Here is a 24167-nt window from a genome sequence, read left to right on the forward strand (position 1 = left end):
GGATTAACAGGGATCCTATCGCTGAAGAAGGGGGATGGAATTTGTACGGGTTCGTGAGAAATGTTCCCATGATATGTACGGATTACTTAGGAAAAGATACTCTGGGTGAATTAATATATGCTCGTTATGTTATAAACTTTTTGAGAGGAATAGGAACTGTAGTTCCTTTCCCTTCTAAACCTGCAATGATAGCTCAAATGAGAGATTCTGCAGGAATGCAAAGAACTTTTGAAGAAGCACTACAGCAAATTATAAAAGAAGAATTAGAAAATATAAATAATTATCCAAAAAGCATAGAGATAGATTTTGTAGACAAAAAGGATATTACTGCAAAATTTTCTGTCCATCTAGGATACGAGTCTGGGGTCCATCTTCATTCCTCAGGTTGGTGGTTAGGTCGCCCGCAAAAAGTATTAGGGTATGGAAAATTTAAAATTTGTGTAAAATCAAAAGATGATATTATTTTATTGTCTTCTGAAGGGGTATCTTTAGCTTGGTACGATGTAATTGACGCTAATCCTACAGAGGGAGATCCTGAATGGCAACAATTTTTGGAAACGATTGTTCAGGACAAAGTGGATTCCTCAGCGGCTTTTCCAATTGAAGTTTGGGGTAATTTTACATTTAGTGAATTGGAAACTATTATTAACTCTATTGATATTTAATATGAATACTTTATACAATAAAATTTATATAATTTTGTTAATAATTATTCTCAGTGGGTGCGATAAATCTCCTCCCCAACCCGATACATGGGAAAAAATGATGACAAATACTATGGGGGTTCCTCAGAATTCGTGGAGGCTGCATACTTCGATGCGGGGGAGAATAAGAATAATTTATATTTTCCAAACTGATCAGCAATGGACGGATTGCATTCACTTGCAGGCCTTGAAATTACAAGACGGACTGGACGCAAGAGTCTCTTATTCAGGCATAAGTACAGATAATATTCTGGATGTTTCAGGAGTAAAAAATGATTTTAATAAAGAAATAATAAAAAATCCTGAAATCTATTCATTAATAAATGAGGATTTCTTGAAAGGAGATCTTACACCTTATAGTATGTTGCATATTCGGGATAAATTTTTGGAAAAAGAATATAAAGAAACGGATAAACATGAATTTATAACATTCCCATTTGGTGAGATTTTCATATTGTATAAAAAAATAATTCAAGGAGATAAATATTTAGTCATAATAGCTATTTCTCCTCATGAGAAATAGTAACAATATAATCGGAATTATGCAGAATAATCTTGTCGGGATACTGCATGATTGCTGATACCGAAATTCAGTCATCAATCCCCTCTTAGCACTTCCGAACATGGTCCGTGATCAACTCGAATCTGGAAATTTCTTCCAGAAATATGATGTGTTCAATACCACAGGCCACTTTATCCGCACGCGGTTTTGCCATATGCAACACCGTCATTAGGAATTCCTTGACCATAGTATTAGCATTGCCAACTCCACTCTCAAATCTCCCTCTTCCTCCTTGGAACAACCCTTGATCAAAACATCAACGGGTATCTGGACGGTCGTGTACAACGCGGCCAACCGCGCGGTGAGCTTCACCAGCCGGGACGGCAGTACGGTGGTGGAATGCGGCTACGACTACCAGGGACGCCGCTACATGAAGAAGGTCACCGTCAACGGAACGGTCGCCAGCCATGAACGCTACCTGTACCGTGGCTACCTCCAAATAGCTGCCCTGGACATGCTCAACAGCCGGAACGTGCTTCGGACACTGTTGTGGGATCCTCTGGAACCGGTGGCCACGCGTCCCCTGGCCCTGGTGCAGGCCGCCTCTCTTTACTGCTATGGATGGGACTTCAACAAGAATGTGACGGAAGTCTTCGACGCGCGGGGAACGATCGCGGCAACTTACGACTACTCGCCCTATGGGACCGTGACCGGCACGGGCAGTCTCGTCCAGCCGGTGCAGTGGAGCAGCGAGATGAACGACGGCAAATTGGCTCTGGTCTATTACAACTACCGCTATTACAATCCCGCTGACGGCAGGTGGATCAATCGCGTCCAATCGCTGCAGAAGGAGGATGGAATTTGTATGGGTTTGTTGATAATGAAGTGGTATTCTCTATTGATTATCTCGGAAAAGAAACTAACGAATTTGGCTACACAATGACTATCCCTGCGGGTTACATACCCATTCTTCTTATTATTGAGGGAAGTATATCAATAGAAAAAAAGAAAAATTGTGTATGCATTGAAGCAAAATTACGAACAGATGTTGGTATAGGTGTAGGCATAGGACTTAAAATTAAACAAAAATGGTTGCCTATTCTGCCTGATATTGAATATTCTTTACGAACTATGGTTGCTGGATTAAGTAATGAAAAAATACTTAAAATTGACAATTGTAATGGTAAAACTTCAACATACTATCGGGAAGAATTATTAGGATTGTCTCATAGAATTGATGCAGGTATTACATTATCATCTTATATACAAGCATCTTATTCTATTGATTTTAAGATAAGTGCTGGGTTAACTTTGAATGCAAAACCAATATCTTTAACTTTAGATGCAACGGGGTATGTTAAGATTGCCGCTACTTTGAAAATTCCATTTGTTATAGATCAAACTGAAGAAATCTCTAACAAATCTTTTAATGAAAATAAAAAAATATGGTCTAAATAATGAACACGATATAATTAGTCATCTTTATTATGATTTACCCTGAATCTCCTTTAACTGGATATGAATATTTCGAATTAGTTTGTAGATGTATTTTTGTAATCCTATTTTTAAGAATCCTTGTTTGGATCAAAAAAAATACTCTTAATTTTTCATTTAATAACTTCCCTTTTTCAATTATCAAACTTACAATTTATTTATTTCTGATCTCTGGAATAATTGGAGTTTTGTCAACAATGTATCATGGTATAAATCTATTATGGGAAAACTTTTCGAATGAACTTTTAATATCATATACAGCATTAATTTTTTCTTATCTTATTATAGTCATTGAGTGTTTCAGAATAATAGATGTTTTGAAGAAAATCAAAAATAAATCTGCTTCCAATTGAAATAATCATGAAAAAATGTTTTCAGACTTGTTTTTATAAGAAGCTAGCGTATTACAAAGAACACAGGAAGAGAATTGAATCGGAACATTTTCCATATGATAAATAGTACCAGAACAATTGTATAAAAGATAACAAAAAATCATAAAAAATGTGGATCCCCTAAAAATCCTTATAATAGAATGACCGTAGCTACCTGTAACTAGCGGCGCAGGATATGCTGGACAACCGGAACGTGCTTCGGACACTGTTGTGGGATCCTCTGGAACCGGTGGCCACGCGTCCCCTGGTCTTGGTGCAGGCCGCCTCTCTTTACTGCTATGGATGGGACTTCAACAAGAATGTGACGGAAGTTTTTGATGGGTAGGGAACGATCGCGGCGGCTTACGACTACTCTCCCTATGGGACAGTTGGCAGCACAGGCAGTCTCGTCCAGCCCGTACAGTGGTCTAGTGAGATGAACGACGGCAAATTGGCTCTGGTCTATTACAACTACCGTTATTATAATCCTGCAGACGGCAGGTGGATTAACAGGGATTCGCTAAAGGAAGAGAATTTTTTAGAGATATATTTGAAAAAGGCTGTCCGGTAAAAGTCGTTTTTGCTGTAGCAGGATTCTTTCTGTTTGTTACTGTACGGCAGGGACTTTCTGCGCTTCCGGCACGGGCAACGGCGTTTTCCGGATGGTAACGGGCGTTCCTATGCTGGTTTGCCTGTAGAGAATTTCCGCAACATTTCGCGGCAGACGGACGCAGCCATGGGAAACAGGATGCCGCCGAACTTTCCCTACATGCAGGCCCAGCCCCGCGTTGGTAAGACGCTGCCAATAAGGCATGGGAGAGCCGTCAAAACGACCTCCCTCCGGTATGGGATCCGTGGATTCGGCATTGTAGTTGATGCATTTGCCTTCGGCATCATACATTTTGCCGTAGAGGTTGGAAGTATGGTCTTCCTTTTTGGAGATAACGGCGTAGTCCCCCGTTTTGGTCGGATAGGCTTTTACGCCGGAGGAGAGGGGGAAGTCCATGGCGACCAAGCCGTCCACCAGATACTGGCCCCGTTGTTCGTCCAGGCAGACGAAGATTTTTCGGGATTTTTTCGGCTGGCGGTTCAGCAAGGTATCGTCCTTATAGACGTCGTACGTTTTCCGGTAGTCCTTGCGGGCTACAAAATGAGCGTATGTGGAAGGATGAAACGGGTTTTTATATTCCGGAACGGATTTGTCCACGGCACGCGGATCCGGCAGGGCCGCATGGCCCGTGCCGGAGTGGGAACAGGACGCCCACCCCATGAGCACCACGGGGAAGGCGGCCAGAACAAGGAGAGGCTTCATAAGTGGTGGAACCGGGAGGATCCCCCGGATTACTTGGAACGCGGAATCGTCAACTTCTGGTTGATGTGAATCAGATCGGACTTAAGGCCGTTAGCCCTTTTAAGGGCCTTGACAGAGGTGCCGTTCCTGCGGGCGATGGCTCCCAGCGTATCGCCTTTCTTCACGGTGTAGGTGCGGGCCTTGGGAGCGGATTTACGGGAGGAGCTCTTTCTGGCAGCCGTGCTGCGGGAGGATTTGCTGCCGGCCGTGCTCTTCCGCGCGGATGATTTTTTAGTGACGGAAGGCTTGGCGGGGGGATTGTAAGCGTAGCTGGAAGAACTCTGAACCGGGCTGTAATGGCCGGATTCGTAAGCGGGATCAGAGCTTTCCGCGATCCACGGCGGGATTTCGCCGCTGGCCGGTTCCGCAGTGTCGTAACCGGCCGTGGAGGAATTCTGGGTGGAGCAGGAAGAGAGGGGGAATACCAGCGCGGCAGCGCAGGCGCAGGTTAAAATGAATGGCGTTTTCATGTGTGCCCTGTTCATACTAATTTATGATTTCGGATTCAAGGCGGTAGCGCGGATTGTCGGGATTTTTTTTCAGACCTTGCCCAGATTATAAAAGGTTTCCGCATTTCGGGTCGTCACATGGGCCAGATCTTCCAGGTTCATGCCTTTGGCAGCGGCGATGAAACGGGCTGTATGAATGAGATGGGCGGGTTCGTTCATGCGGCCCCGGAGGGGTTCCGGGCTGAGATAGGGGGAGTCCGTTTCCAGCATGATACGGTTTTCCGGGCACCAGCTTGCGGTTTCCGCCACTACGGGGGCGTTTTTAAAAGTAGCCACCCCGGTGAAGGAGACCATGCCGTCCAGTTCGTCAAAGATCCGCATGGCCTGAGCGGTATTTCCGATGAAGCAGTGAAATACGGGACGCACGCGGCCCGCGTAGTTCCGGGCAATAGCCAAGGCGTCCTCAAAGCTCGCGGAACCTTTCCGGTCCCGCGTATGCAGGACGATATTAAGGCCCAGGCGCTCCGCCAGGTCAAAGTGCCGTTCCAGAAGGTCCTGCTGAAGGCGGTGGAATTGTTCCGTTTCCCAGCCTTGGGGCGTCCCGTGGAAGTAATCCAGGCCCGTTTCCCCGATGGCGGCCAGGGGAACGTCCTGCGCCTTCCGGAAAAGCTGGTCCGCCCAGTCTGCCGGGGCGTCATGGGCATCGTCCGGATGGATGCCCAGCGCACAAAAAACCGCGCCGGGAAACTGGCGCGCCCACGCCGTGTTTGCCTCCCAGTCATCCATCCGCGCCCCCAGCGTAATCATGCGGTCAATGCCTTCCCGGAGGGCATGCTGGACGTAAGTTTCCCTGCGGGACTGGTCGAATTGAGCGGAAGCCAGATGGCAGTGCGTGTCAATAATCATGGTGTAAGGGACTGTGGCGGAACGGATGAAGTTTGTGGATATTTGCCGGCTTTGAAAAGTGCAAACGCAGAGCATGCCTGATTTTTCCTTGCCACGCGGAAGTGAAACGCACAAACTGCCCCGCATGAAATGTACGGCTTTGTGCATGTGCGCCGCCCTGCTGCCGGTGGGCTTCCTGCAGGCAGGAACCCAGCAGATAGAAGCGCCGCAGGAGGGCTCCGTTATCAGTTTCCATCTGGAAAACGATATGTTCGTGGGGGATGATGATAATTATACCAACGGCGTCCGCTTTGCGTGGATGTCCGGCACCACGTCCCGAAGCCATACGTTTTCCGGCATGCTGGGAACAGTGCTGGGCGGCACGAACGCCTCGGATTCCTGGCGGCGGTTCATGGGCATGAGCGGTTCCGCCAACCTGCGCCAGCAGTGGGGCCTGGACCTGACCCAGCTCATGTACACCCCGGAGCAGAAGGCCACCTATCCCATCTACAACCAGCACCCCTATGTGGGCAACCTGACGCTGGGGCTGACCTCCCTGGTTAAGAATGAAGACCGGGCCAATTCCCTGGAGCTGCAGCTCGGCACCACGGGCACGAATTCCCTCGCCAAGGGCTCCCAGCATTTCATCCATAAGCTGTGGGGTATGGAGCAATGGCCCGGCTGGGCCAACCAGCTCCCCGGAGAGATAACCGCCAATTTGTTTTTCAAGCGGTATTACCGCCTGCGCGGACTGGAGAAGCGCTACGGCTCCGGTTTTGAAACGGATGCCCTGGCTTACTGGCATGCGGACGCCGGCACAGTAAAGGTGCAGGCGGGGGGCGGCATGTCCTTCCGCTTCGGCTATAATCTGGGCAATACTTCTCCGGAGAACAGCATTCGCGGCGCGACCAGCGCAGCGCCTCCCTTCGTTTATAACAGGATGTCCGTTTCCAATTGGGGGTATTACGGTTATATTCATGCTGCCGTGCGAGCCGTGGCTCATGACCTGTATCTGGATGGTACGGTGTTTCGTTCCTCCCCCAAGTATGTGAACAAGTATCCCGTAGTGGGAGAATGGGGTTATGGCTTCGGCCTCCGGTACAAGCGCTCGGAATTGCTTTTCGGCCTGCATTACATGACCAAGGAGTACACCCAGCAGGAATCCATGCAGTGTGTGGGCGTTCTCCAGCTCCGGCATACTTTTTAACGGCTGCGTTTGCAGGCCGTTCATAAACGCAACAGCAGCTTGCAAAGGGCAAGTTTGCTGTTAGAATTAGAATTGCGGATTCGTATGTAACAGGACAATCCGTTTGTGCATATCAACTCCGACACATATTGATTTCATGAGAACGACCAGATCCTGGCTTTTATCCTGTACCGCGCTGGCGGTAAGTTCCGCCATGTGCGGCCTGGGAGCACCGGGCGATTCCGCCCCCGCGCCAGCCCCCACAGGGCTGGAATGGGAACAGGAACAAAACCTGCATTTGAATAAGGAAGCTCCAACCGCCTTTTTCGCGTCTTTCAGCGATTTGCAGTCCGCCTTGAAAGTGCTGCCTGAAAACAGTAAATGGCGCAGGTCCCTGAACGGTCAGTGGAAGTTCCACTGGGCGAAGGATCCCCAGAGCCGCCCGGTCGATTTTTACAAGCCGGATTACGACGTAAAGGACTGGAAGGAGATTAAGGTGCCTTCCTCCTGGCAGACTCAGGGTTACGGCACCCCTATTTATTCCAATCAGCCGTATCCCTTTGAACGCTCCTGGCCTTATGTAATGAAGGAGCCTTCCAACAAGAATTATACGTCCTACAAGGAACGGAACCCCGTAGGTTCCTACCGCCGCACTTTTGAAGTGCCTGCGGACTGGGACGGCAGGGAAGTGTACATGCAGTTTGACGGAGTGGATTCCTTCTTCTACCTCTGGATCAACGGGCAGTATGTAGGTTTTTCCAAAGATTCCCGGAATCCGGCCCGTTTTGACATCAGCCCCTACCTTAAGAAGGGGGAGAATGTGGTGGCCGCAGAGGTGTACCGCCATTCCGACGGAGCATATCTGGAATGCCAGGATATGTTCCGCCTGTCCGGCATTTTCCGCAATGTTTCCATCTTTGCGCTGCCGAAAGTTCACATCCGCGACTTTTTCGCACAGGCCAATCCGGTGGACCAGAGGGATTGGGCTTTGAATATTGACCATGCCAAACCGGGGACCGTGGACGGCGATTGGCGCCTTCAGGTGGATGTGGATGTTCGCAATCTGTTTCCGGCAACGGAAAAGCTGGACGGCTGCACGGTTTCCATGGCCCTTTATGACGCTGCCGGAAAACTGGTAGAACCTGTCAAGCCCAAGGATGCGCCATATGACGGCGTGTTGGAAAAGCCCTTGCGCATTACCGGCATGAAGGATTTTAAAACTTCCCTGCTGGGCATTTATTCCAAACCCAGACTATGGTCTGCGGAGGAGCCCAACCTGTACACCCTGGTACTGACGCTGAAGCGTGACGGGAAGACGGAAGAAATGGTTTCCTCCCGCGTGGGTTTCCGCAATGTGGTGATTAAGGACAGCGTGTTCCTGGTAAACGGCCAGCCGGTGAAGGTAAAGGGCGTGAACCGCCATGAAAGCCATCCGGAAACAGGGCATTACGTGACTCCGGAGCAGATGGAGGAAGAAGTGCGGATGATGAAACGCGCCAATATCAACCACGTGCGCTGTTCCCATTATCCCGCGGATCCTTATTTTTATTACCTCTGTGACAAGTACGGCATTTACGTGCAGGATGAGGCCAACATCGAGTCCCACGGCTATTACTATGGCAAGGAGTCCCTTTCCCATCCCATTGAGTGGATGCCGGCCCACGTGGACCGCATCATGGCGATGGTGGAGCGCAACAAGAACCATCCCTGCGTGATTATGTGGTCCCTGGGGAATGAAGCCGGCCCCGGCCAGAATTTCCGCAGTGCGGAAAAGATGGTGAAGGCCAGGGATATGTCCCGCCCCACCCACTACGAACGCAATAATGACATTGTGGACCTGGGGTCCAACCAGTATCCGTCCGTGGACTGGACGCGTTCCATGGCGGGCAACAAGGATTTTCCCAAGCCCTACTATATTTCCGAGTACGCACACAACATGATGAACGCCATGGGCAACCTGGCGGATTACTGGGAGGCCATCGAGTCTTCCGACCGCATTATGGGCGGCGCCATCTGGGACTGGGTGGACCAGGGCTTGTACAAGACCCTGCCGAATGGAGAAAAGATGCTCTGCTACGGCGGCGATTTCAACGACCATCCCAATAGCGGCCAGTTTGTGTTCAACGGCACCATCCTGTCGGATCGTACGCCGGAACCGGGTTATTTTGAAGTCAAGCACGTCTATCAGAATATTTCCACATCTTTGACGGACAACGGCAGGATTTCCATTTTCAACAAGAATTTCTTTACGGACCTTTCTCCATACGACATTACCTGGACCCTCACGGAAAACGGCAATGCAGTGGCTGAAGGCAGGCTGGACACGCCTCCGGCCGGTCCCAGAGAAAAGATTGTGGTTCCCATTCCGGACATTCCCCAGTTGAAAAACCGGAAACCGGGGGTGGAGTATGCCTTGCGCATAAGTTACAAGCTGAAGAAGGACAGGGGGTGGGCCAAGAAGGGATATGAATTGGCCTTTGACCAGCTCCAGCTTCCCGTGCAGGGAGATCTGCCTGTGTTCAAGGCTCCTGCGGGCAAAGTCAGCCTCAGCACGGACAAGCATACCGTTTCCGGCAAGGATTTTTCCGTGCAGTTTGACGCGGCCACCGGGGAACTGGCCCAGTTCACGGTAAACGGCAAGCCTCTGTTTAAAACGCCCATGGCGGTGAACGCCCTGCGCGCCGCCTCCAGCAATGAGCCGGGCGTCATGGCCAAGAGCATGGCTAACGGCCTCCGTGAACTGAAGCATGAACTGCTCAGTTACGAAGCCATTGATAACGGCAATAGCGTCACCGTCAAACAATCCATCAAGGTGAGCGGCAAACAGGCTGAAAACATCAGCGGCTACGGCGATACCAAGACCACCATCACGGCCAGGAAGCAACCCCTGAACGATACGAACACCCATTTCATCAATAATTTGGAATGGACCATCTATGCGGATGGAACTGTCGTCTGCCAGTCCGTACTGCTTCCGCGCGGCAATCCCCTGGAACTGCTGCGCCTGGGATACGAACTCCAGTTGCCGGCGAATATGGACAACGTAGCCTATTACGGGCGCGGGCCGGAAGAAAACTATGCGGACCGCAAGAGCGGCATGCCTCTGGGCGTGTATAAAACGACAGCCTGGGATTCTTTCTTCCCGTACGGCAGACCGCAGGATTGCGGCAACCATGAGGATACCCGCTGGGTGGCCGTTACGGACGACAAGGGGAACGGCCTGCTTTTCGGTTCCGTGGGCGCACCGTTCGCTTTCTCCGCCCTTCCGTATACCACCACGGATTTGATCCTGGCAAACCACCCCGTGGAACTGCCGAAGACGACGGATAAGACCGTGCTGGTTCTCTCTTCCGCCACGCGCGGCCTGGGGGGTGCTTCCTGCGGTCCCGGCCCCATGGGCAGGGACATCATCAAGGCCAACAAGCCCTACCCGATGTCCTTCTTTATGCGGCCCATTACCGCCAAGTCCTACAAGGGGGAAATCCGCGTGCCTGCGGCCCGGCTGGATATGACCATGCTGACCCGCACGGACAAGTATACGGTCAAGAGCGTAACCAGCCAGGAGCAGGGCGAAGCGGACGCCGAATTCGCCATTGACGGTGATCCCGGCACCTTCTGGCACTCTGAATATAATAAAACCGTGACCAAACATCCGCATGTACTGGTCGTGGACCTGGGTAAGGAGCGGGAATTCTCCGGAATCACTTATCTTCCACGTCAGGATGGCGGCAGCAATGGCCGCGTGAAAGATTATTCCGTGGACGTGAGCACGGACGGAGAGAAATGGCAGCCTGCCGCCAAGGGCTCCTTCCCGGACAGTGCTGACCTGCAGGAAGTGAAATTCCAGGCTCCCGTCAAGGCGCGTTATTTCCGTTTTTCCGCCCTTAGTGAGGCGCAGGGGCGGGATTACGCCGCCGTAGCGGAACTGGATATCATTCCCGTTAAGAAATAACTCCTGCGGTTTTTACCGTTTGAACAGGCGCCCCGCCGCTCTTTCCGAGTGCGCGGGGCGTTTTATTTGCCGGGCTCCATGGGTTTTCTGGAGGGAAAATGCAGAAGAAGATGGAGGATGAACAATTGGCAGAACAAAAAACCCTGTACGGAAAATACCCGTACAGGGGTTTGATGAAAAGGGAAGCTTCTATTTCCGTTTACGGCGTACCATCAGGGCCGTCAAACCCAGCAAGCTCATGGTGGCTGTCGCGGGTTCCGGGATCAAAAGCTGGATGGTATTGTTTTGCAGATTGATGTTTCCCAGGATGCATTCGGTGTAGTAGTCAAGCTCGTTTGTTAGAGCCTGCTCCTTGGTCGTAAGCCACAGATCGAACGTCTCGGTGCCGGATATATCTATATTATCGTAATTAAGCAGACTGTCGCTGGATACGTCTTTAAAGACAAAAAGAGCTGTTTCTCCATCCTGTCCCGTCACCATTAGATAAACCGGGGATGTCAGAGAAGAAGAGTAATCTCCGGACAAGTTAAATCTGCCGTCAGCGACGCCGCCATTTTGCTCTTCCGGTATATTTGTCAACGCGCTGGTGAAGTTGTTCTGCATGCTCATCAGATCACTGTATTTCAGTTGATCCTGTGCATACGAATTGCCTTGGAAGTTCCATCGGCTGGTGGTCACATCATAACTCCAAGTACCGCTGCTGAAGGTGCCTAAAATGGCATTGCCTGCATTCAGCGGTTCTCCGAGAGAATTGATTAGGGAATATGCGGAGGAATCGTCATTGCTGATATTGAAACTGTCCGCTAAGGCAATTTCTCCAGAAAAGAGAGCGCAGGCGGTGAAAGCATTGGTGAAAAGGGAGCGATAGAACATGGCTGGTTATTTGTTGGTTTGATGTTTGCTGGACACCGTGATGTAGGAAGGTGTCTTGGAAGATTCGTAGTAGATGGAAAAAACTCCGCTGAAGGGGATATTGGAAACATCCTCTCCATTGTCCTGACGTTTCCAGGAACCGTTGTTGTTGACGACCTTGACCATGGCATTTTTGTCATCTGCGGGAATGTTGATGACGGCGTCATCAGGCAATTGCAAAGCTATTTCAGCCAAAGTCTGGGAAAGGGGCAGGCGAGTGTGAAGAAGGGAATTGAATGTGGGAACGACCAGCTTCTGATTCTTCAGGGATACTTCCCCAATGACCACAGCTGTAACATCGGAACCAGCTTTGCGCGTAATGGTCAGGGGTTCATGGCTGAACACCGGCATATTGCCGATATTTTCCGTAGATCCCCTTCTTCTCCATTCATTTCCAGAATAATAAGCGGCAAGCTTGGTGGTTGCCGAATTAAAGATATTAACCGTGTCTGCAGACATGGCGGAGCCGCTTTTCAGGCCAAACTGGTTGTCTTCTCCAAGAATATCATCCAGAGTGCGCGCCTTGCGCAGGACATATAAATCGGGGGGAGTGCCCTTGCTTACCAGATCAGAAAGAAGGCGGTCATCCACTTTAATGGAATGCTCCGTCCAGCTGGCTCCCGGTTTTTTCCAACCATCCCGGTTTAAGGGAAGAGCTATAACTTCATTGCCGAAGTGAAGAACCAGCACATAGGCGGAGTTTTCATTCATCAGGTCGTTGAAATTAACGTCCGGGTCCGTGATGGTGACTTTATTACCGGAAATAGTAATGTTGCCTTCTTCAAGGGTGTGCTGTACCAAGGCTTCCGGATGCACCCCTAAACCCAGATAACCCGTTGCTTTGGCGTACAGGGTTGTCTGGATATAGCCGCAGGGCGTACTGTAAGCCGTTTCCGCATGCAGGGAGGCGATTGTTGCCGGAAGCAACGCGCATGCGCAGAGAGAGGCTGGCAGACAATGTACCGGATTGATAAACATTAACCCATTAAGAAGAAAGGAAATCGTTTGTCAATTAGGAAAGGGGGAAACATTCCCGTTTTTCATTTGTCAGACTTTTCCCCGGATGGAGGAAGCTTTCAGGTTTGTCCGGGGGATGGCCCCGGGATTTGAAGCGCAGGAAGGGCTGCCGCCGCTTTTTTCAATGCCTCCGGAACAGTAACTTCCAATGGCCGGACACAGGAAAAACAGGACGGAGGCAGGGTGGTAGAGATACGGTGCGGAACCTGGAAGGGGAAAATCATGAAAAAAAGATTTCAGGAATGCTTGGCAGAGGAAGGGGTGGGGAGAGCCTGAAAACAGGGGAGAGGATTTAATAAAATTTTAATGTTTTTTCCGGGTTGTTTTATTTGCGCCCTGAACGTTCTTCCATTAGGTTGATTCCAACATTCAAGCCGGATATCATTCCGATTCCTCTTTTCATGTTTTCAGAAACGCATTCGGACAGCCAGCGGGCGGACAGGATTCTGGCCTCCATCCGGAGGGAGGAAGCCCGTCCCGGCCGCGGCTTGCTGAAAATCTTCTTTGGCATGGCGCCGGGAGTAGGCAAAACATGTGCCATGCTGGAGGCGGCCATTCAGGCGGCGGACAAGGGCGTGCAAGTCATTATCGGCGTGGCGGAATCCCATGGGAGGGAAGATACGATGCGGCTCATTGGCAGGCTGCCGCGCCTTCCCATGAAAAAGATGGTTTACCGGGGAGTGGAAATGGAGGAATTTGATTTGGAGGAGGCATTGCGCGTGAAGCCCCAGCTTATTCTGGTGGATGAACTGGCGCATACCAACGTCCCGGGAATGCGCCACAGGAAACGCTATCAGGACGTGGAGGATTTGCTGGCCGCGGGAATAGACGTTTACACCACGCTGAACGTGCAGCATCTGGAAAGCCGTTCCGATACCGTTCACGACATTACAGCCGCCCCCGTGCAGGAAACCGTGCCGGATTCCGTATTGGCGGAGGCGGATTGCATCCAGCTGGTGGACATTACTCCGGATCAGCTGCGGACGCGCCTTCGGGAGGGGAAAGTGTACAGCGCTCCCCAGGCTTCCGCCGCTCTGGATCATTTTTTCAAGGAGTCCAATTTGACGGCCCTCCGGGAACTGGCCCTGCGCATCGTAGCGGAGAAGGTGGACCATGAACTGACGGAGGTGCGTACCATTTCCGGGGACCGCTCCATCTGGCGCAGCGGGGAACGTCTGATGGTGGCGGTAGGCCCCAGCCCGTTTTCCGCCCGGCTGGTACGCTGGACGCGCCGCATGGCTTATGCCCTGAACGCTCCGTGGATAGCCCTTTCCGTGGATACGGGCGTGCCCTTGCCTCCTGAACAGCAGCAGCGGCTGGACGCCAATCTGGAATTGGCGCGGCGGCTGGGCGCGGAAGTGATCGTGATGCCCGGTTCCGATTTGGCGGAAACGCTGCTCCGCATGGCTTTTTTAAGAAATGTCAGCCAAATTGTGGTGGGCAAACCGCAGGAAAGCTACCTGTGGGGCCTGGTGCGGCCCATATCCCTGGTGGATAAGCTGGTGAAGGGAAGCGACCAGATTGATATTTACGTGGTTCCCGCCGCTTCGGGACCGGGCCGTAACCGTTGGAAGAGCTGGCACCGGAAAACGGAGAAAGATGGCCGGGATTACTGGCTGGCCGCAGGCGTGACAGCGGCCGTCACGGGTGCCGGCCTGCTGGTTTCCGCATTTACCGGTTATTTTGCTCCCGGTTTCCTGTATTTGGCCGGAGTAGTGGGCCTGGGCTTTTTCATCCGTTCCCGCTGGGCCATGCTTTTGGCCGCGGCGCTGAGCGTCCTGTTGTGGAACCTGCTGTTTATTCCCCCGGTGATGACGTTCAAGATAGAGCGGCTGGAGGACGCCTTGATGTGCTTCTTTTTCTTTTTGGTGGCCCTTTCTACGGGACGGCTCACTTCCCGCCTGAGGATCCGCGAGCGGGAAGAACGGGAACGGGAAAAAAAGACCAATGCCCTGTTCCTGTATTCCCGGGCCATTGGATCCGCTTCGGACGTGCCTTCCCTCATTTCCGTCGCGGCGGGACAGATCAGCCAGATTATGGGGGTGCGCCTGGCTGTCATGACGCCGGAAGGAGGCGGCGGTAAGCTGAGGCTTTGGGAGACCGGCGGAGAGTACGCCATGGATGAGAAGGAATGGAGCGTGGCAGTCTGGTGTATGGAACACCGCCGCCCCGCAGGAAGGTTTACGGATACGATCCCGGTAGCAGAAGGGTTTTACCTTCCCATGATGTCCGGGGAGCGTTGCATGGGCGTACTGGGCATAAGGCCAGAGGAAGGGGAGTGCCTGACGGCCGGGCAGAAGGATTTGCTGGAAAGCATGGGAGCGCAGCTGGCCATGGCGCTGGAGCGTGAAGAATTGAGGGCGGAACGGGCGCGTACGCGGCTCATGGAAGAATCGGAAAAACTGCACCGATCCCTGTTGGACAGTGTTTCCCATGAGTTCAAAACGCCTTTGGCCGTGATTGAGGGCGGCTGTGAAAAATTGGCCGGACGTGCCGCGTCCGCACCGGAGGAGCGGGAAGAATACGGGGAAATTTTACTGGCCGCGCGCCGTCTGCGCCGCCTGGTGAAGAATTTGCTGGATGTGAGCCGCCTGGAATCCGGCGCTTTGAAACCCAAACTGGACTGGTGCGATCTGGGGGATGTTATTGAAGGGGCTCTGGCTGCTACCAGGGAAGCACGCCGGAATCATCCCGTGTCTGTTTCCCTGCCGCCGGACTATCCGCTGGTGAAGGCGGATTTTTCCCTGATGGAACAGGTACTGGTCAATCTGCTGTTGAATGCCTGCGTACATACTCCTGAGGGAACCTCTGTTACGTTGCAAGGTGGTGCCGACCCCGTGCGCGGCCAGGTTTGGCTGGATATTCATGACATGGGGCCGGGCATTCCTCCCGAACGGGCGGAAACCATTTTTGAGCGCTTCCGGACGACGCGGCCCGGTGGTTTGGGCCTGGGGCTCCCCATTGTGCGCGGGTTTATGGAAGCTCAGCGCGGTGCCGTCTCCCTGGTTCCCGTTTCCGCCGGAACATGTTTCCGGCTTGTCCTTCCCCTGGTGGAGCACGATAGTGTTCCTGAAGAGTAATTCCTCCTGCCTCATGAGCAACTTTCCTGCAGATATCCTGATAATTGACGATGAACGGCAGATACGCCGTCTTCTGAACCTGACGCTGACCGGCGCAGGCTACCATGTCCGCGAGTGTGAAAACGGGCAGCTTGGCTTGAGTGAGACCGCGCTGAAGCGGCCGGATGCCATTATTCTGGATCTGGGGCTTCCGGACATTAACGGCCTGGAAGTGCTGAAACAGCTTCGGGAGTGGACTCAGGTTCCTATCCTGATTCTAACGGCCTGGGACAGGGAGGATGAAAAGGTGGATGCCTTGGATGCCGGGGCGGATGATTACCTGACCAAGCCGTTCAGCGGCCGTGAATTGCTGGCGCGCCTGCGCGTGATGCTTCGGCGCAATCGTCCGGACCGCGAGCCGTCCGTATTCCGGCTGGGTCCCATTGTCGTGGATCTGAGTTCCCGGCGCGTGGAGAAGGGGAAAGAGGAAATTCATTTAACCTCCAAAGAGTACGGAATTCTGCGCCTGCTTCTGCTCCATCAGGGCAAGGTGATGACCCATCGCCAGCTGCTCCGTGAAATTTGGGGCCCCCAGCATGAGGAGGACACACACTATCTGCGGGTGCACATTGCCCACCTGCGCCAGAAGCTGGGGGATTCCGATCCGGAAAACCGCATTATCCGCGCGGAATCCGGCCTGGGTTACAGAATTGTGGCGGATGGAGCCGAGTAGCCCTTGTCCCGTTTTACTGGGCTGGAAAAAATAGCGGCGCATTATCTGCGGCAGCCGGAAAATATATTTTTTCATAACGGTTGGAGAAGATGACTTAACTTCACGCAGTTCAACATGCTGTGTAGGCTCCAAGACGTATTCAATACGTCTTTATGAAGATCAAGTACAACGCAAGAAACGTAGGAGCCGCAGCCCTGGGCTGCGCCATGATAGCAGGAACCGTCTGCGCAGGAGAGGAAACGGTTTCTCCGTCGATAGCCTCCCTGACAAACATGCAAGAGGCCGCCATACCTTCCACAGACGCGGACTGGGCCTTTTCCTTCTCGGCGGGGTGGTCCAGCAAGTACGTAACGGAAGGTCTGGACTGCCTGCCGGGCAGCGGCATCTGGGAAGTGGCTCCGAGCATTTCTTGGAAGAATCTTACGTTCAGCGCCTGGTATGCCGGAGGAGATTCCGCCAATTACGATGAACTGGACCTGGTTCTGGGTTACGCCTGGAATCTGGGGAAGTGGACTGTCAATCCCTGGTATGAGCACCAATTCTATTTTACGCAGGATTATAATGTGGCCAATCCGGCGCTGACGGTCTCCTATGCCGTAACGGATTGGCTGGCTGTAGGAGCGGAAACCCAGGTGAAAGTGGAACACCAGGATTTTGAAGCCTATTACAGCGCCTTTGTACGGTTGGAGTGGTCCCCCCTGGAAAATGTGACCGTGGTTCCCATGGTCAGGTACGGGTACAACGGCGGTTATAACGTGGACTATGATGACGGCTCCAACTGCATTGACTGGAGCCTGGGTGTGACGTGGAGGTTTGCAGAACATTATACGCTTTCCGGCTCCGTCAATTATTCCCAGGCGGCTACGGTGCTGCGTCACAGGGATGCCGGAGACGAATTCTGGGTGGGATTCCGCCTGGGCGTGGAGTTTTAACGGCGCATCGGCGTTAAAAAACGGGCTTCCGGAGAGGAATTAATAATTTCTTAATGTCCGGAGGCCCTTTGTTAACTACCCGGAATTTCCAGAATACGCGTAGAGTTGCGTTGTGTCCTCACACGACTTGTTAATCATTGTCCTGTTCATAGGCATACTGGTCTCTTTCACCCCGTTTCTCGGAAAATGGCTGGCAAGTGTTTTGATGGGAAGGCAGACATGGCTTTCCCCGGTTCTGGGTCCCGTGGAGCGCTGCGTCTACCATATGGCCGGAGTGGACCCCACCCGCGAAATGGACTGGAAAAAGTATCTGACGGCCGTTCTTTTGTTTAACGCCGCTGGATTCCTCGTCCTTTTTCTTTCCCTGCTGTGCCAGAAATGGCTGCCTCTGAATCCCGCCGGAACGGAAAATATGCGGTGGGATATAGCCTTGAATACGGCCATCAGCTTCGTGACCAACACCAACTGGCAGTTCTATTCAGGGGAAGGGCCGGAAGGCGTCAGTTATTTTGTTCAAATGACCGGGCTGGGCGTGCAAAATTTCGTCAGCGCCGGCACGGGAATTGCCGTCATGTCCGCCCTGATCCGCGGGCTGGAAAGGAGATGCGCTTCTACTCTGGGGAACTTCTGGACGGATCTGACGCGCAGCACGTTGTATTTTTTGGTTCCTGTTTCCACGGTCATTGCTCTTCTGCTGGTCTCCCAGGGTGTGGTGCAGTCCTTTGACGGACCCATTGCCGTGCCGGGCATGGATGGCGTGGAACAGATGATACCCAGTGGCCCGGCGGCATCCCAGATAGCCATCAAACAGCTCGGAACAAACGGCGGCGGCTTTTTCGGGAACAACAGCACACATCCTTTTGAAAACCCCACGCCCTTCAGCAACATGGTTGAAATGATTTCCCTGCTTCTGGCCGGCTGCGCCTGCCCATACGCCTACGGCGTCATGATTGGAAAAAAGAGGCAGGGGTGGATTATCTTCGGAGCCATGATGATTCTGCTTGTGGCGGCCATTGTCTTGTCCCAGTGGGCGGAACATGCGGGAAACCCGCTTTTCCCGGGCATGGAAATGCTGGAAGGCAAGGAAGTGCGCCTGGGCGTTACGAACAGTTCCCTCTGGTCCGTCGCTACGACGGCATCTTCCAACGGGTCCGTGAACTGCATGCATTCCAGCATGTCCCCGCTGGGTGGCGGCATTGCCCTGTTCAATATGTTGCTGGGTGAGGTAATTTTCGGAGGTCTGGGCTGCGGCTTGTACGGCATGCTGATGTTTGCCATGATTACCGTGTTCCTGTGCGGTTTAATGGTGGGGCGAACCCCGGAATTCCTGGGCAAAAAAATGGGAGCCCGGGAAGTGTGCTGCTCCATGGTGGGTGTCCTGCTCCCCGGCATGGCCGTCCTGGTCATGAGCGGGCTGGCCGCCGCTACGGAAGCCGGGCGGGCGTCCATCTGCAATGCCGGCCCCCACGGGCTGACGGAAATCCTGTACTGCTTCGGTTCCCAGGCCGGGAATAATGGAAGCGCCTTTGCTGGTCTGGCTGCAGGGGATACGCCTTTTTATTCCCTGCTGGGCGGTTTGGCGATGCTGCTGGCCCGTTTCGGAACCATTATTTCGGTGATGATGATTGCTGGCAGCATGGCATCCAGGAAAATTTCTCCGCCGGCCCAGGGTACCATGGGGACGGATAACCTGATGTTCATGGTTCTGCTGGTAGCCGTCGTGCTGGTTGTAGGAGCCCTCACCTTCTTCCCGGCCTTGGCTCTGGGACCTATTCTGGAGCATTTGCTCCTGTATTCGGGAACCATGCTTTAAGGCGTATTCGCCGATAATCCGGATGTTTATGATCATGAAGGAGAAAAAGAGTCAATCCTGGTATGACGGAGCCGTGTTGAAAACAGCTTTCCGGAATGCGTTGCGCAAATTTGACCCGCGCGTCCTGTCTAAAAACTTCGTGATGTTTATCACGGCTGCCGGCGCTCTGATGGCAACGATTGCCCTTATCAGGGATTTGGCTGCCGGGCAACCCTTCGGCTTTACTTTGCAAATCGCGCTCTGGCTCTGGTTCACCGTGTTTTTCGCCAACTTTGCGGAAGCGCTGGCGGAGGGCCGGGGAAAGGCGTATGCGGACGCTCTGAAAGAAATGCGCGTTTATGTGAACGCCCGTTTGCTGACGGACAAGGGAACGGAGGAAATCGTCTCCATTTCCGAATTGCGCAAAGGGGACAAAGTGTTGTGCGAGGCCGGGGATATCATCCCCCTGGATGGAGAGGTGATAGAAGGCATCGCTAGCGTGGATGAATCCGCCATTACCGGGGAATCCGCTCCGGTCATCCGTGAGAGCGGGGGGGACCGCAGCGCTGTAACGGGAGGAACCCGTGTAATCAGTGACGGCATTGTTATCCGTATTACCGTGGAACCGGGCCATACGTTCCTGGCCCGCATGATTTCCATGGTGGAGGGGGCCAGCCGGCAGAAAACGCCCAATGAAACCGCTCTAGGTATCTTGCTGGTGGCGCTGACCATTGTTTTTCTTGCCGTGGTTCTTTCCCTTCCCGCCATGGCCGGATACATTGAGGATTCTGCCCGGGCGCTTGGCTTCAGGGCGGAGGGCCGTATTTCCCTGCCCATCTTGGTCTCTCTTCTGGCATGCCTGATTCCGACGACGATCGGCGGATTATTAAGTGCCGTTGGTATCAGCGGCATTGACCGGCTTGTGCGCCGGAATGTGCTGGCTGTGTCCGGGCGCGCCGTGGAAGTAGCCGGGGACATTGATGTGCTGATGCTGGATAAAACCGGAACCATCACCTTCGGCAATCGAATGGCGAACGAATTCCTGCCTGCACCCGGGGTGGATGACCTGCAGCTGGCGGAAGCCGCCCAGCTTGCTTCCCTGTCCGATGAAACGCCGGAAGGCCGCAGCATCGTGGTGCTGGCTAAAAAACAGTTTGGAATCCGGGGCCGCCATATGGACGCGGACCATATTGTTTTTATCCCGTTTTCCGCTTCCACCCGCATGAGTGGCGTGGATATTGCGGAGCACGACGGCCGTCCGGCCGTTTCCATCCGGAAGAGCGGCGGAAAGCGTGGCGCAGTGGGTGAAAATCCGGGGCGGAACTTTCCCGCAAGAGGTGGAAATGATGGTGCAGAATGTCGCGCGTGTCGGCGGTACGCCGCTGGTAGTGGCCCGGGGAAAAGACGTGCTGGGGGTCATTTATCTGAAAGACATCGTCAAGGGCGGCATCAGGGAACGCTTTGCCCGGCTCCGGGCCATGGGCATCCGGACTGTCATGGTGACAGGGGACAATGCCCTGACTGCCGCATCCATTGCGGCGGAAGCCGGCGTGGATGACTTCATGGCAGAAGCTACGCCTGAGATGAAGCTGGCGCGCATTCGTGAGGAACAGGCTGCCGGCCGCCTGGTGGCCATGACCGGGGATGGAACTAATGACGCTCCCGCCCTGGCCCAGGCCGATGTGGGTGTGGCGATGAACACCGGAACGCAGGCCGCCCGGGAGGCGGGCAACATGGTGGACCTGGACAGCAATCCGACCAAGCTGATTGAAATCGTAGAAATCGGCAAGCAAATGCTGATTACCCGCGGCGCGCTGACCACCTTTTCCTTCGCCAATGACGTAGCCAAATACTTTGCCATCATTCCCGCCATGTTTGCCGGCCTCTTTGTGGCTGACGGCATGGCCAGTGGACCTCTTTCCGCCCTGAACATAATGGGCCTGAATTCCCCGCAAAGCGCCATTCTCAGCACTGTGATTTTTAATGCCCTGGTCATCGTAGCGCTGATTCCTCTGGCCTTGAAAGGGGTTTCCTACCGTCCGGCGGGAGCGGCCTCCCTGCTGAAGCGCAATATCCTCATTTACGGGGTGGGCGGCCTGATTGCTCCTTTCATGGGCATCAAGCTTATTGATATGGTCATCAATGCATGGCGCCTTGTTTGAAAATCCAATCCTAACCTGCTGAATTATCATGAAGTGGACATTTCCCAATCTGCGCCTGTTTCTGTCTCTGGCCGTCATTACCGGAGGCATTTACCCTTTGGTCGTTACGCTGGTCAGCCTGATTTTTTTCCCTCATCAGGCTCATGGTTCCCTAATCCGGAATGAACGGGGGGAAATTATCGCTTCGGAGCTTGTCGCACAGCCTTTTATCTCCGCCAAATATTTCTGGCCCCGGCCCTCTGCCGGAGAATACGCTACCATGCCTTCCGGAGCCAGCAACCTCTCCTGGACTTCCGGGAAGCTGGTCAGGACGGTGGCGGAGCGCAGGGCGGCTCTGCTGAAAGCCCACAGTCTGCCGGAGAAAACGCCTGTCCCTGCGGACATGCTTTTTGCTTCCGGCAGCGGTTTGGAGCCTTTTATCTCTCCGGAAGCGGCGGAATTTCAATTGAACCGTGTTGCCTCCACGCGCGGAGTGCCTCCGGAAAAAATCCGGAAACTGGTGTCTGAACACTTCGTCCGGGGCGGAATTTTGGGGGAAAACGTAGTCAACGTGATGACCCTGAACGCTGCGCTGGATACATTGTTCCCGATGAGCGGGATGTAATTGACCGCCCCGGTTCGGAAAATATCCTGGCGGAAAAATCGTCCGGCATCAGCCGGTGCCTTGGTTCCGCGTCTTTCTCCGGTTACCGGGGCGGTTTTCTTATTGGATTTTTGTCAGTTTGGCCTAATTTGTTGAAAAACAGAGACAATAAATTGGCCGGCGTGCGGTATGCTGCCGGATAATCCTTTCAGAATGCAGCAATAGGGGGGGCGACATCCTCTCGTTAGTTTTATTAGGCTGATATGAAGTTTCTTCAGCCCCAAATGCGGCTGTTTACAAATAGTCCTCCCTTGGCGGTGTGAACACATCGACAACCTCTCCGCTTCCCATCACCTCAAAGGAACGAGGCGTATTGTCCGGTATGGCGTAGCTGTCCCCTGCATGAAGCAACACTTCAATATTCTTCTCCGGCATTTCCATGTTCAGGCGGTATTTGCCTGAAATGACGTACCCGCATTGTTCATGCGGATGTTGGTGGGTAGAGGCGAAGTTGCCTTTCACATAGTACATCTTTGCTGCCATTGATTTCTCTCCGACAGCGAGCGAATCCAGTGAAACGCCCTTGAACACTTTCTTCGATGCGTCTTCCTTGCGAACGATGACTTTATTATTTTTTATGATTTCCATATCAATACGTTATCTTCAGTTCCATCTGGATGTTTCCGCGTTCGTATGCCGGGTGATTTTCCGCAAGTTCCTTGAATCCCAGCTTTTTATATGTGTGTATGGCGGGTTTGAGCAGGGTGTTGCTTTCAAGAAAAAGAATTTTCGCCTTCATGTCCTTTGCTTTGTCTATAGCTGCATGGCAAAGTATTTCCCCGATGCCTTTGCCCTGCGCATGAGGGTGAACGGCAAGTTTCGCCAGTTCATAATCATATACCGGGTCATCCATTTTGCAGAGGGCACAAACTCCGACGGGCTTTCCCCTGTAAAGGGCTACAAAGATAAAGCCTCCTTTGTTGATAATATATTCCTGCGGATGATCAAGATAGTCCAGATCGTGCGGTTCTATCTTCCAATGTTGCGTAATCCACTGTACGTTAAGTGATTTAAACGTATTCTTGTAACACGGTTCGTAAGGAATTACCCTGATATGCTCCCTTTCCCTCATTTTCCGGGCTTCTTTGACCCGTTGCAGCAGGCTCTTCTCAGCGAGCCGGTCTTCCCATTCGCCGATAGCTCTCCACAAATCATGGCGCGTTTCCTTGGAAATATCCTCTACGGCGACCTCCACGTCTTTGCAGAGCTCTGTCAGCATGGCGGCAACCCTTTTCCCATGTGGAGACAGGGCGATGACGGTGCGTCTCTTGTCCTTCTGGTCTTCAAGGCCTTTCACCAATCCTCTTGCCGTCATTTCTCCAACGATATTGCTCACGGATGGATGACTGTGCCCTATTTCCTTAGCTATGCCCGTTATTGTTTTCTCTTTCCCGCCGGCTAAAACGAAAAGCAGGGGAAACCACTTTGGCTTTATGTCAATGCCGTATAATTCATAAATTTGACTTGCATCAGACGTCACAGCATCCGTCAGCATGCGCAGCCTGCTTCCAATGGCTATTTTACCTGTCCTATTGAAAAAATCCATATCTTTCCGTTATTAAATACGTAACTGATTACGTAACTAATATGCCATTATCATGCGAGCAAGCATTTTTTCACATTTTAGTCTTCTTGCAGGTGGGGAATATCGCTGTATCCATCAATGGAATGGAAAAATCCGTCTCCTGTCAGTCGGGTAGGCTGCGAACGTGGTATTTGGCATTGCCGCCCTTGCCCACGCGATTATTTTGGAGCATGGGCAAGGGCTGTTCCTGCGTTTCTATCCGGTACGGGGCTGCCGTTCTTTCCGGAAATATTTTCCTTGGCGTTCAGGATTTACACTATTGCCGGGATACCGGATGCGCCAGCTCCATGAGAAAGCGGGACAGGATTTCCTTGTCAGGGCGGACTCTCCAATAATCCGTTGAGCGTGCAAGTGATATTGCGGGGAATCCGGAGGGGCAAAAAATTTTTAGATAACAGGAAAAATCCTGTTTTTCCATTCAACGGTTGGAGTTATTCT

At 52.6% G+C, this 24167-nt stretch carries 20 protein-coding genes and 1 pseudogene; 14 read left to right on the forward strand and 7 right to left on the reverse strand.

The genetic code is table 11. The features are described from left to right. From WW58_RS10025 to WW58_RS13505, 6 genes are all read left to right on the forward strand, one after another. The coding region (locus WW58_RS10025; RefSeq protein ID WP_046437388.1) for a hypothetical protein at positions 1-665 on the forward strand (665 nt) is incomplete at its 5' end. 1 nt (position 666) lies between these two features. Beyond that, complete coding sequence (locus WW58_RS10030; protein WP_046437390.1) at positions 667-1227, forward strand: hypothetical protein; 561 nt, start codon at positions 667-669, stop codon at positions 1225-1227. A gap of 283 nt (positions 1228-1510) precedes the next feature. Then, a complete protein-coding gene (locus WW58_RS10035; protein WP_046437392.1) occupies positions 1511-2149 on the forward strand; it encodes an RHS repeat-associated core domain-containing protein in 639 nt (212 codons plus the stop codon). After that, complete coding sequence (locus WW58_RS10040) at positions 2146-2664, forward strand: hypothetical protein (RefSeq protein WP_046437395.1); 519 nt, start codon at positions 2146-2148, stop codon at positions 2662-2664. The genes WW58_RS10035 and WW58_RS10040 overlap by 4 nt, the downstream gene beginning before the upstream one ends. Before the next feature lie 603 nt (positions 2665-3267). Continuing rightward, positions 3268-3417, forward strand: a complete 150-nt coding sequence (locus WW58_RS13500; protein WP_180975861.1) for a hypothetical protein — start codon at positions 3268-3270, stop codon at positions 3415-3417. A gap of 6 nt (positions 3418-3423) precedes the next feature. Continuing rightward, positions 3424-3642 carry an RHS repeat-associated core domain-containing protein gene (locus WW58_RS13505; protein ID WP_102758824.1) on the forward strand — a complete coding sequence of 73 codons (219 nt, stop codon included), beginning with the start codon at positions 3424-3426 and terminating at the stop codon, positions 3640-3642. 36 nt (positions 3643-3678) lie between these two features. Here WW58_RS13505 and WW58_RS10045 read toward each other — a convergent pair whose 3' ends face one another. The 3 genes from WW58_RS10045 to WW58_RS10055 all read right to left on the reverse strand — a co-directional run bounded on the left by WW58_RS10045 (position 3679) and on the right by WW58_RS10055 (position 5777). Further along, the gene (locus tag WW58_RS10045) at positions 3679-4383 is read right to left on the reverse strand and encodes a L,D-transpeptidase (protein WP_146023962.1); all 705 of its coding nucleotides are present in this window, start codon (positions 4381-4383) and stop codon (positions 3679-3681) included. Between the two features lie 29 nt (positions 4384-4412). After that, positions 4413-4892, reverse strand: coding sequence for a LysM peptidoglycan-binding domain-containing protein (locus WW58_RS10050; protein WP_022198170.1), 480 nt, complete (start codon positions 4890-4892; stop codon positions 4413-4415). Between the two features lie 69 nt (positions 4893-4961). Further along, positions 4962-5777: a TatD family hydrolase gene (locus tag WW58_RS10055; protein WP_180975860.1), complete on the reverse strand. Its 816-nt coding sequence runs from the start codon at positions 5775-5777 to the stop codon at positions 4962-4964. Between the two features lie 124 nt (positions 5778-5901). On the opposite strand from WW58_RS10055, the gene WW58_RS10060 reads away from it, so the two are divergent. Both WW58_RS10060 and WW58_RS10065 read left to right on the forward strand, forming a co-directional pair. Next, on the forward strand, positions 5902-6963 hold the full coding sequence (locus tag WW58_RS10060) for a lipid A deacylase LpxR family protein (RefSeq protein WP_022198172.1): 1062 nt from the start codon (positions 5902-5904) through the stop codon (positions 6961-6963). A gap of 193 nt (positions 6964-7156) precedes the next feature. Further along, positions 7157-10894 carry a glycoside hydrolase family 2 gene (locus tag WW58_RS10065; protein ID WP_046437415.1) on the forward strand — a complete coding sequence of 1246 codons (3738 nt, stop codon included), beginning with the start codon at positions 7157-7159 and terminating at the stop codon, positions 10892-10894. Positions 10895-11083: 189 nt separating this feature from the next. Here WW58_RS10065 and WW58_RS10070 read toward each other — a convergent pair whose 3' ends face one another. Both WW58_RS10070 and WW58_RS10075 read right to left on the reverse strand, forming a co-directional pair. Continuing rightward, positions 11084-11767, reverse strand: coding sequence for a PEP-CTERM sorting domain-containing protein (locus WW58_RS10070; RefSeq protein ID WP_012419873.1), 684 nt, complete (start codon positions 11765-11767; stop codon positions 11084-11086). 6 nt (positions 11768-11773) lie between these two features. Then, positions 11774-12733 carry a hypothetical protein gene (locus WW58_RS10075; protein WP_046437400.1) on the reverse strand — a complete coding sequence of 320 codons (960 nt, stop codon included), beginning with the start codon at positions 12731-12733 and terminating at the stop codon, positions 11774-11776. Positions 12734-13224: 491 nt separating this feature from the next. On the opposite strand from WW58_RS10075, the gene WW58_RS10080 reads away from it, so the two are divergent. The 6 genes and pseudogenes from WW58_RS10080 (at position 13225) to kdpC (ending at position 22105) form a co-directional block, all read left to right on the forward strand. After that, positions 13225-15903 (forward strand): sensor histidine kinase, encoded by a 2679-nt coding sequence (locus WW58_RS10080; protein ID WP_146023961.1) that lies wholly within the window; start codon positions 13225-13227, stop codon positions 15901-15903. A 13-nt stretch (positions 15904-15916) separates the two neighbouring features. Continuing rightward, positions 15917-16615 carry a response regulator gene (locus WW58_RS10085; protein ID WP_012419876.1) on the forward strand — a complete coding sequence of 233 codons (699 nt, stop codon included), beginning with the start codon at positions 15917-15919 and terminating at the stop codon, positions 16613-16615. 152 nt (positions 16616-16767) lie between these two features. Then, positions 16768-17547, forward strand: coding sequence for a TonB-dependent receptor (locus WW58_RS10090; RefSeq protein ID WP_046437402.1), 780 nt, complete (start codon positions 16768-16770; stop codon positions 17545-17547). A gap of 112 nt (positions 17548-17659) precedes the next feature. Further along, the gene (gene kdpA / locus WW58_RS10095; RefSeq protein WP_046437404.1) at positions 17660-19360 is read left to right on the forward strand and encodes a potassium-transporting ATPase subunit KdpA; all 1701 of its coding nucleotides are present in this window, start codon (positions 17660-17662) and stop codon (positions 19358-19360) included. A gap of 34 nt (positions 19361-19394) precedes the next feature. Then, positions 19395-21501, forward strand: a pseudogene (gene kdpB, locus WW58_RS13795) (potassium-transporting ATPase subunit KdpB). 28 nt (positions 21502-21529) lie between these two features. After that, positions 21530-22105 carry a potassium-transporting ATPase subunit KdpC gene (gene kdpC / locus WW58_RS10105; protein ID WP_022198181.1) on the forward strand — a complete coding sequence of 192 codons (576 nt, stop codon included), beginning with the start codon at positions 21530-21532 and terminating at the stop codon, positions 22103-22105. 273 nt (positions 22106-22378) lie between these two features. Here the strand turns inward: kdpC and WW58_RS10110 are convergent, their stop codons facing one another. Together WW58_RS10110 and WW58_RS10115 are read right to left on the reverse strand one after the other, a co-directional pair. Continuing rightward, positions 22379-22732: a cupin domain-containing protein gene (locus WW58_RS10110; protein ID WP_022198182.1), complete on the reverse strand. Its 354-nt coding sequence runs from the start codon at positions 22730-22732 to the stop codon at positions 22379-22381. 1 nt (position 22733) lies between these two features. Then, entirely contained in the window at positions 22734-23690 is a 957-nt protein-coding gene (locus tag WW58_RS10115) for a bifunctional helix-turn-helix transcriptional regulator/GNAT family N-acetyltransferase (protein ID WP_022198183.1), read from the reverse strand. Between the last annotated feature and the right edge of the window lie 477 nt (positions 23691-24167).

The sequence above is a fragment of the Akkermansia sp. UNK.MGS-1 genome (genome assembly GCF_000980515.1).
GTDB lineage: Bacteria > Verrucomicrobiota > Verrucomicrobiia > Verrucomicrobiales > Akkermansiaceae > Akkermansia > Akkermansia muciniphila.

Excerpts from the sequence above, each read along its gene's own strand:
- WW58_RS10030 (WP_046437390.1), top strand. The coding sequence starts at position 667 with ATGAATACTTTATACAATAAAATTTATATAATTTTGTTAATAATTATT.
- WW58_RS10090 (WP_046437402.1), top strand. The coding sequence starts at position 16,768 with ATGAAGATCAAGTACAACGCAAGAAACGTAGGAGCCGCAGCCCTGGGC.
- WW58_RS10080 (WP_146023961.1), top strand. The coding sequence starts at position 13,225 with ATGTTTTCAGAAACGCATTCGGACAGCCAGCGGGCGGACAGGATTCTG.
- WW58_RS10060 (WP_022198172.1), top strand. The coding sequence starts at position 5,902 with ATGAAATGTACGGCTTTGTGCATGTGCGCCGCCCTGCTGCCGGTGGGC.
- WW58_RS10085 (WP_012419876.1), top strand. The coding sequence starts at position 15,917 with ATGAGCAACTTTCCTGCAGATATCCTGATAATTGACGATGAACGGCAG.
- WW58_RS13500 (WP_180975861.1), top strand. The coding sequence starts at position 3,268 with ATGCTGGACAACCGGAACGTGCTTCGGACACTGTTGTGGGATCCTCTG.
- WW58_RS10065 (WP_046437415.1), top strand. The coding sequence starts at position 7,157 with ATGTGCGGCCTGGGAGCACCGGGCGATTCCGCCCCCGCGCCAGCCCCC.
- WW58_RS10115 (WP_022198183.1), bottom strand. The coding sequence starts at position 23,690 with ATGGATTTTTTCAATAGGACAGGTAAAATAGCCATTGGAAGCAGGCTG.
- WW58_RS10045 (WP_146023962.1), bottom strand. The coding sequence starts at position 4,383 with ATGAAGCCTCTCCTTGTTCTGGCCGCCTTCCCCGTGGTGCTCATGGGG.
- WW58_RS10050 (WP_022198170.1), bottom strand. The coding sequence starts at position 4,892 with ATGAAAACGCCATTCATTTTAACCTGCGCCTGCGCTGCCGCGCTGGTA.
- kdpC (WP_022198181.1), top strand. The coding sequence starts at position 21,530 with ATGAAGTGGACATTTCCCAATCTGCGCCTGTTTCTGTCTCTGGCCGTC.
- WW58_RS10055 (WP_180975860.1), bottom strand. The coding sequence starts at position 5,777 with ATGATTATTGACACGCACTGCCATCTGGCTTCCGCTCAATTCGACCAG.
- WW58_RS10110 (WP_022198182.1), bottom strand. The coding sequence starts at position 22,732 with ATGGAAATCATAAAAAATAATAAAGTCATCGTTCGCAAGGAAGACGCA.
- WW58_RS10070 (WP_012419873.1), bottom strand. The coding sequence starts at position 11,767 with ATGTTCTATCGCTCCCTTTTCACCAATGCTTTCACCGCCTGCGCTCTC.
- WW58_RS10040 (WP_046437395.1), top strand. The coding sequence starts at position 2,146 with ATGACTATCCCTGCGGGTTACATACCCATTCTTCTTATTATTGAGGGA.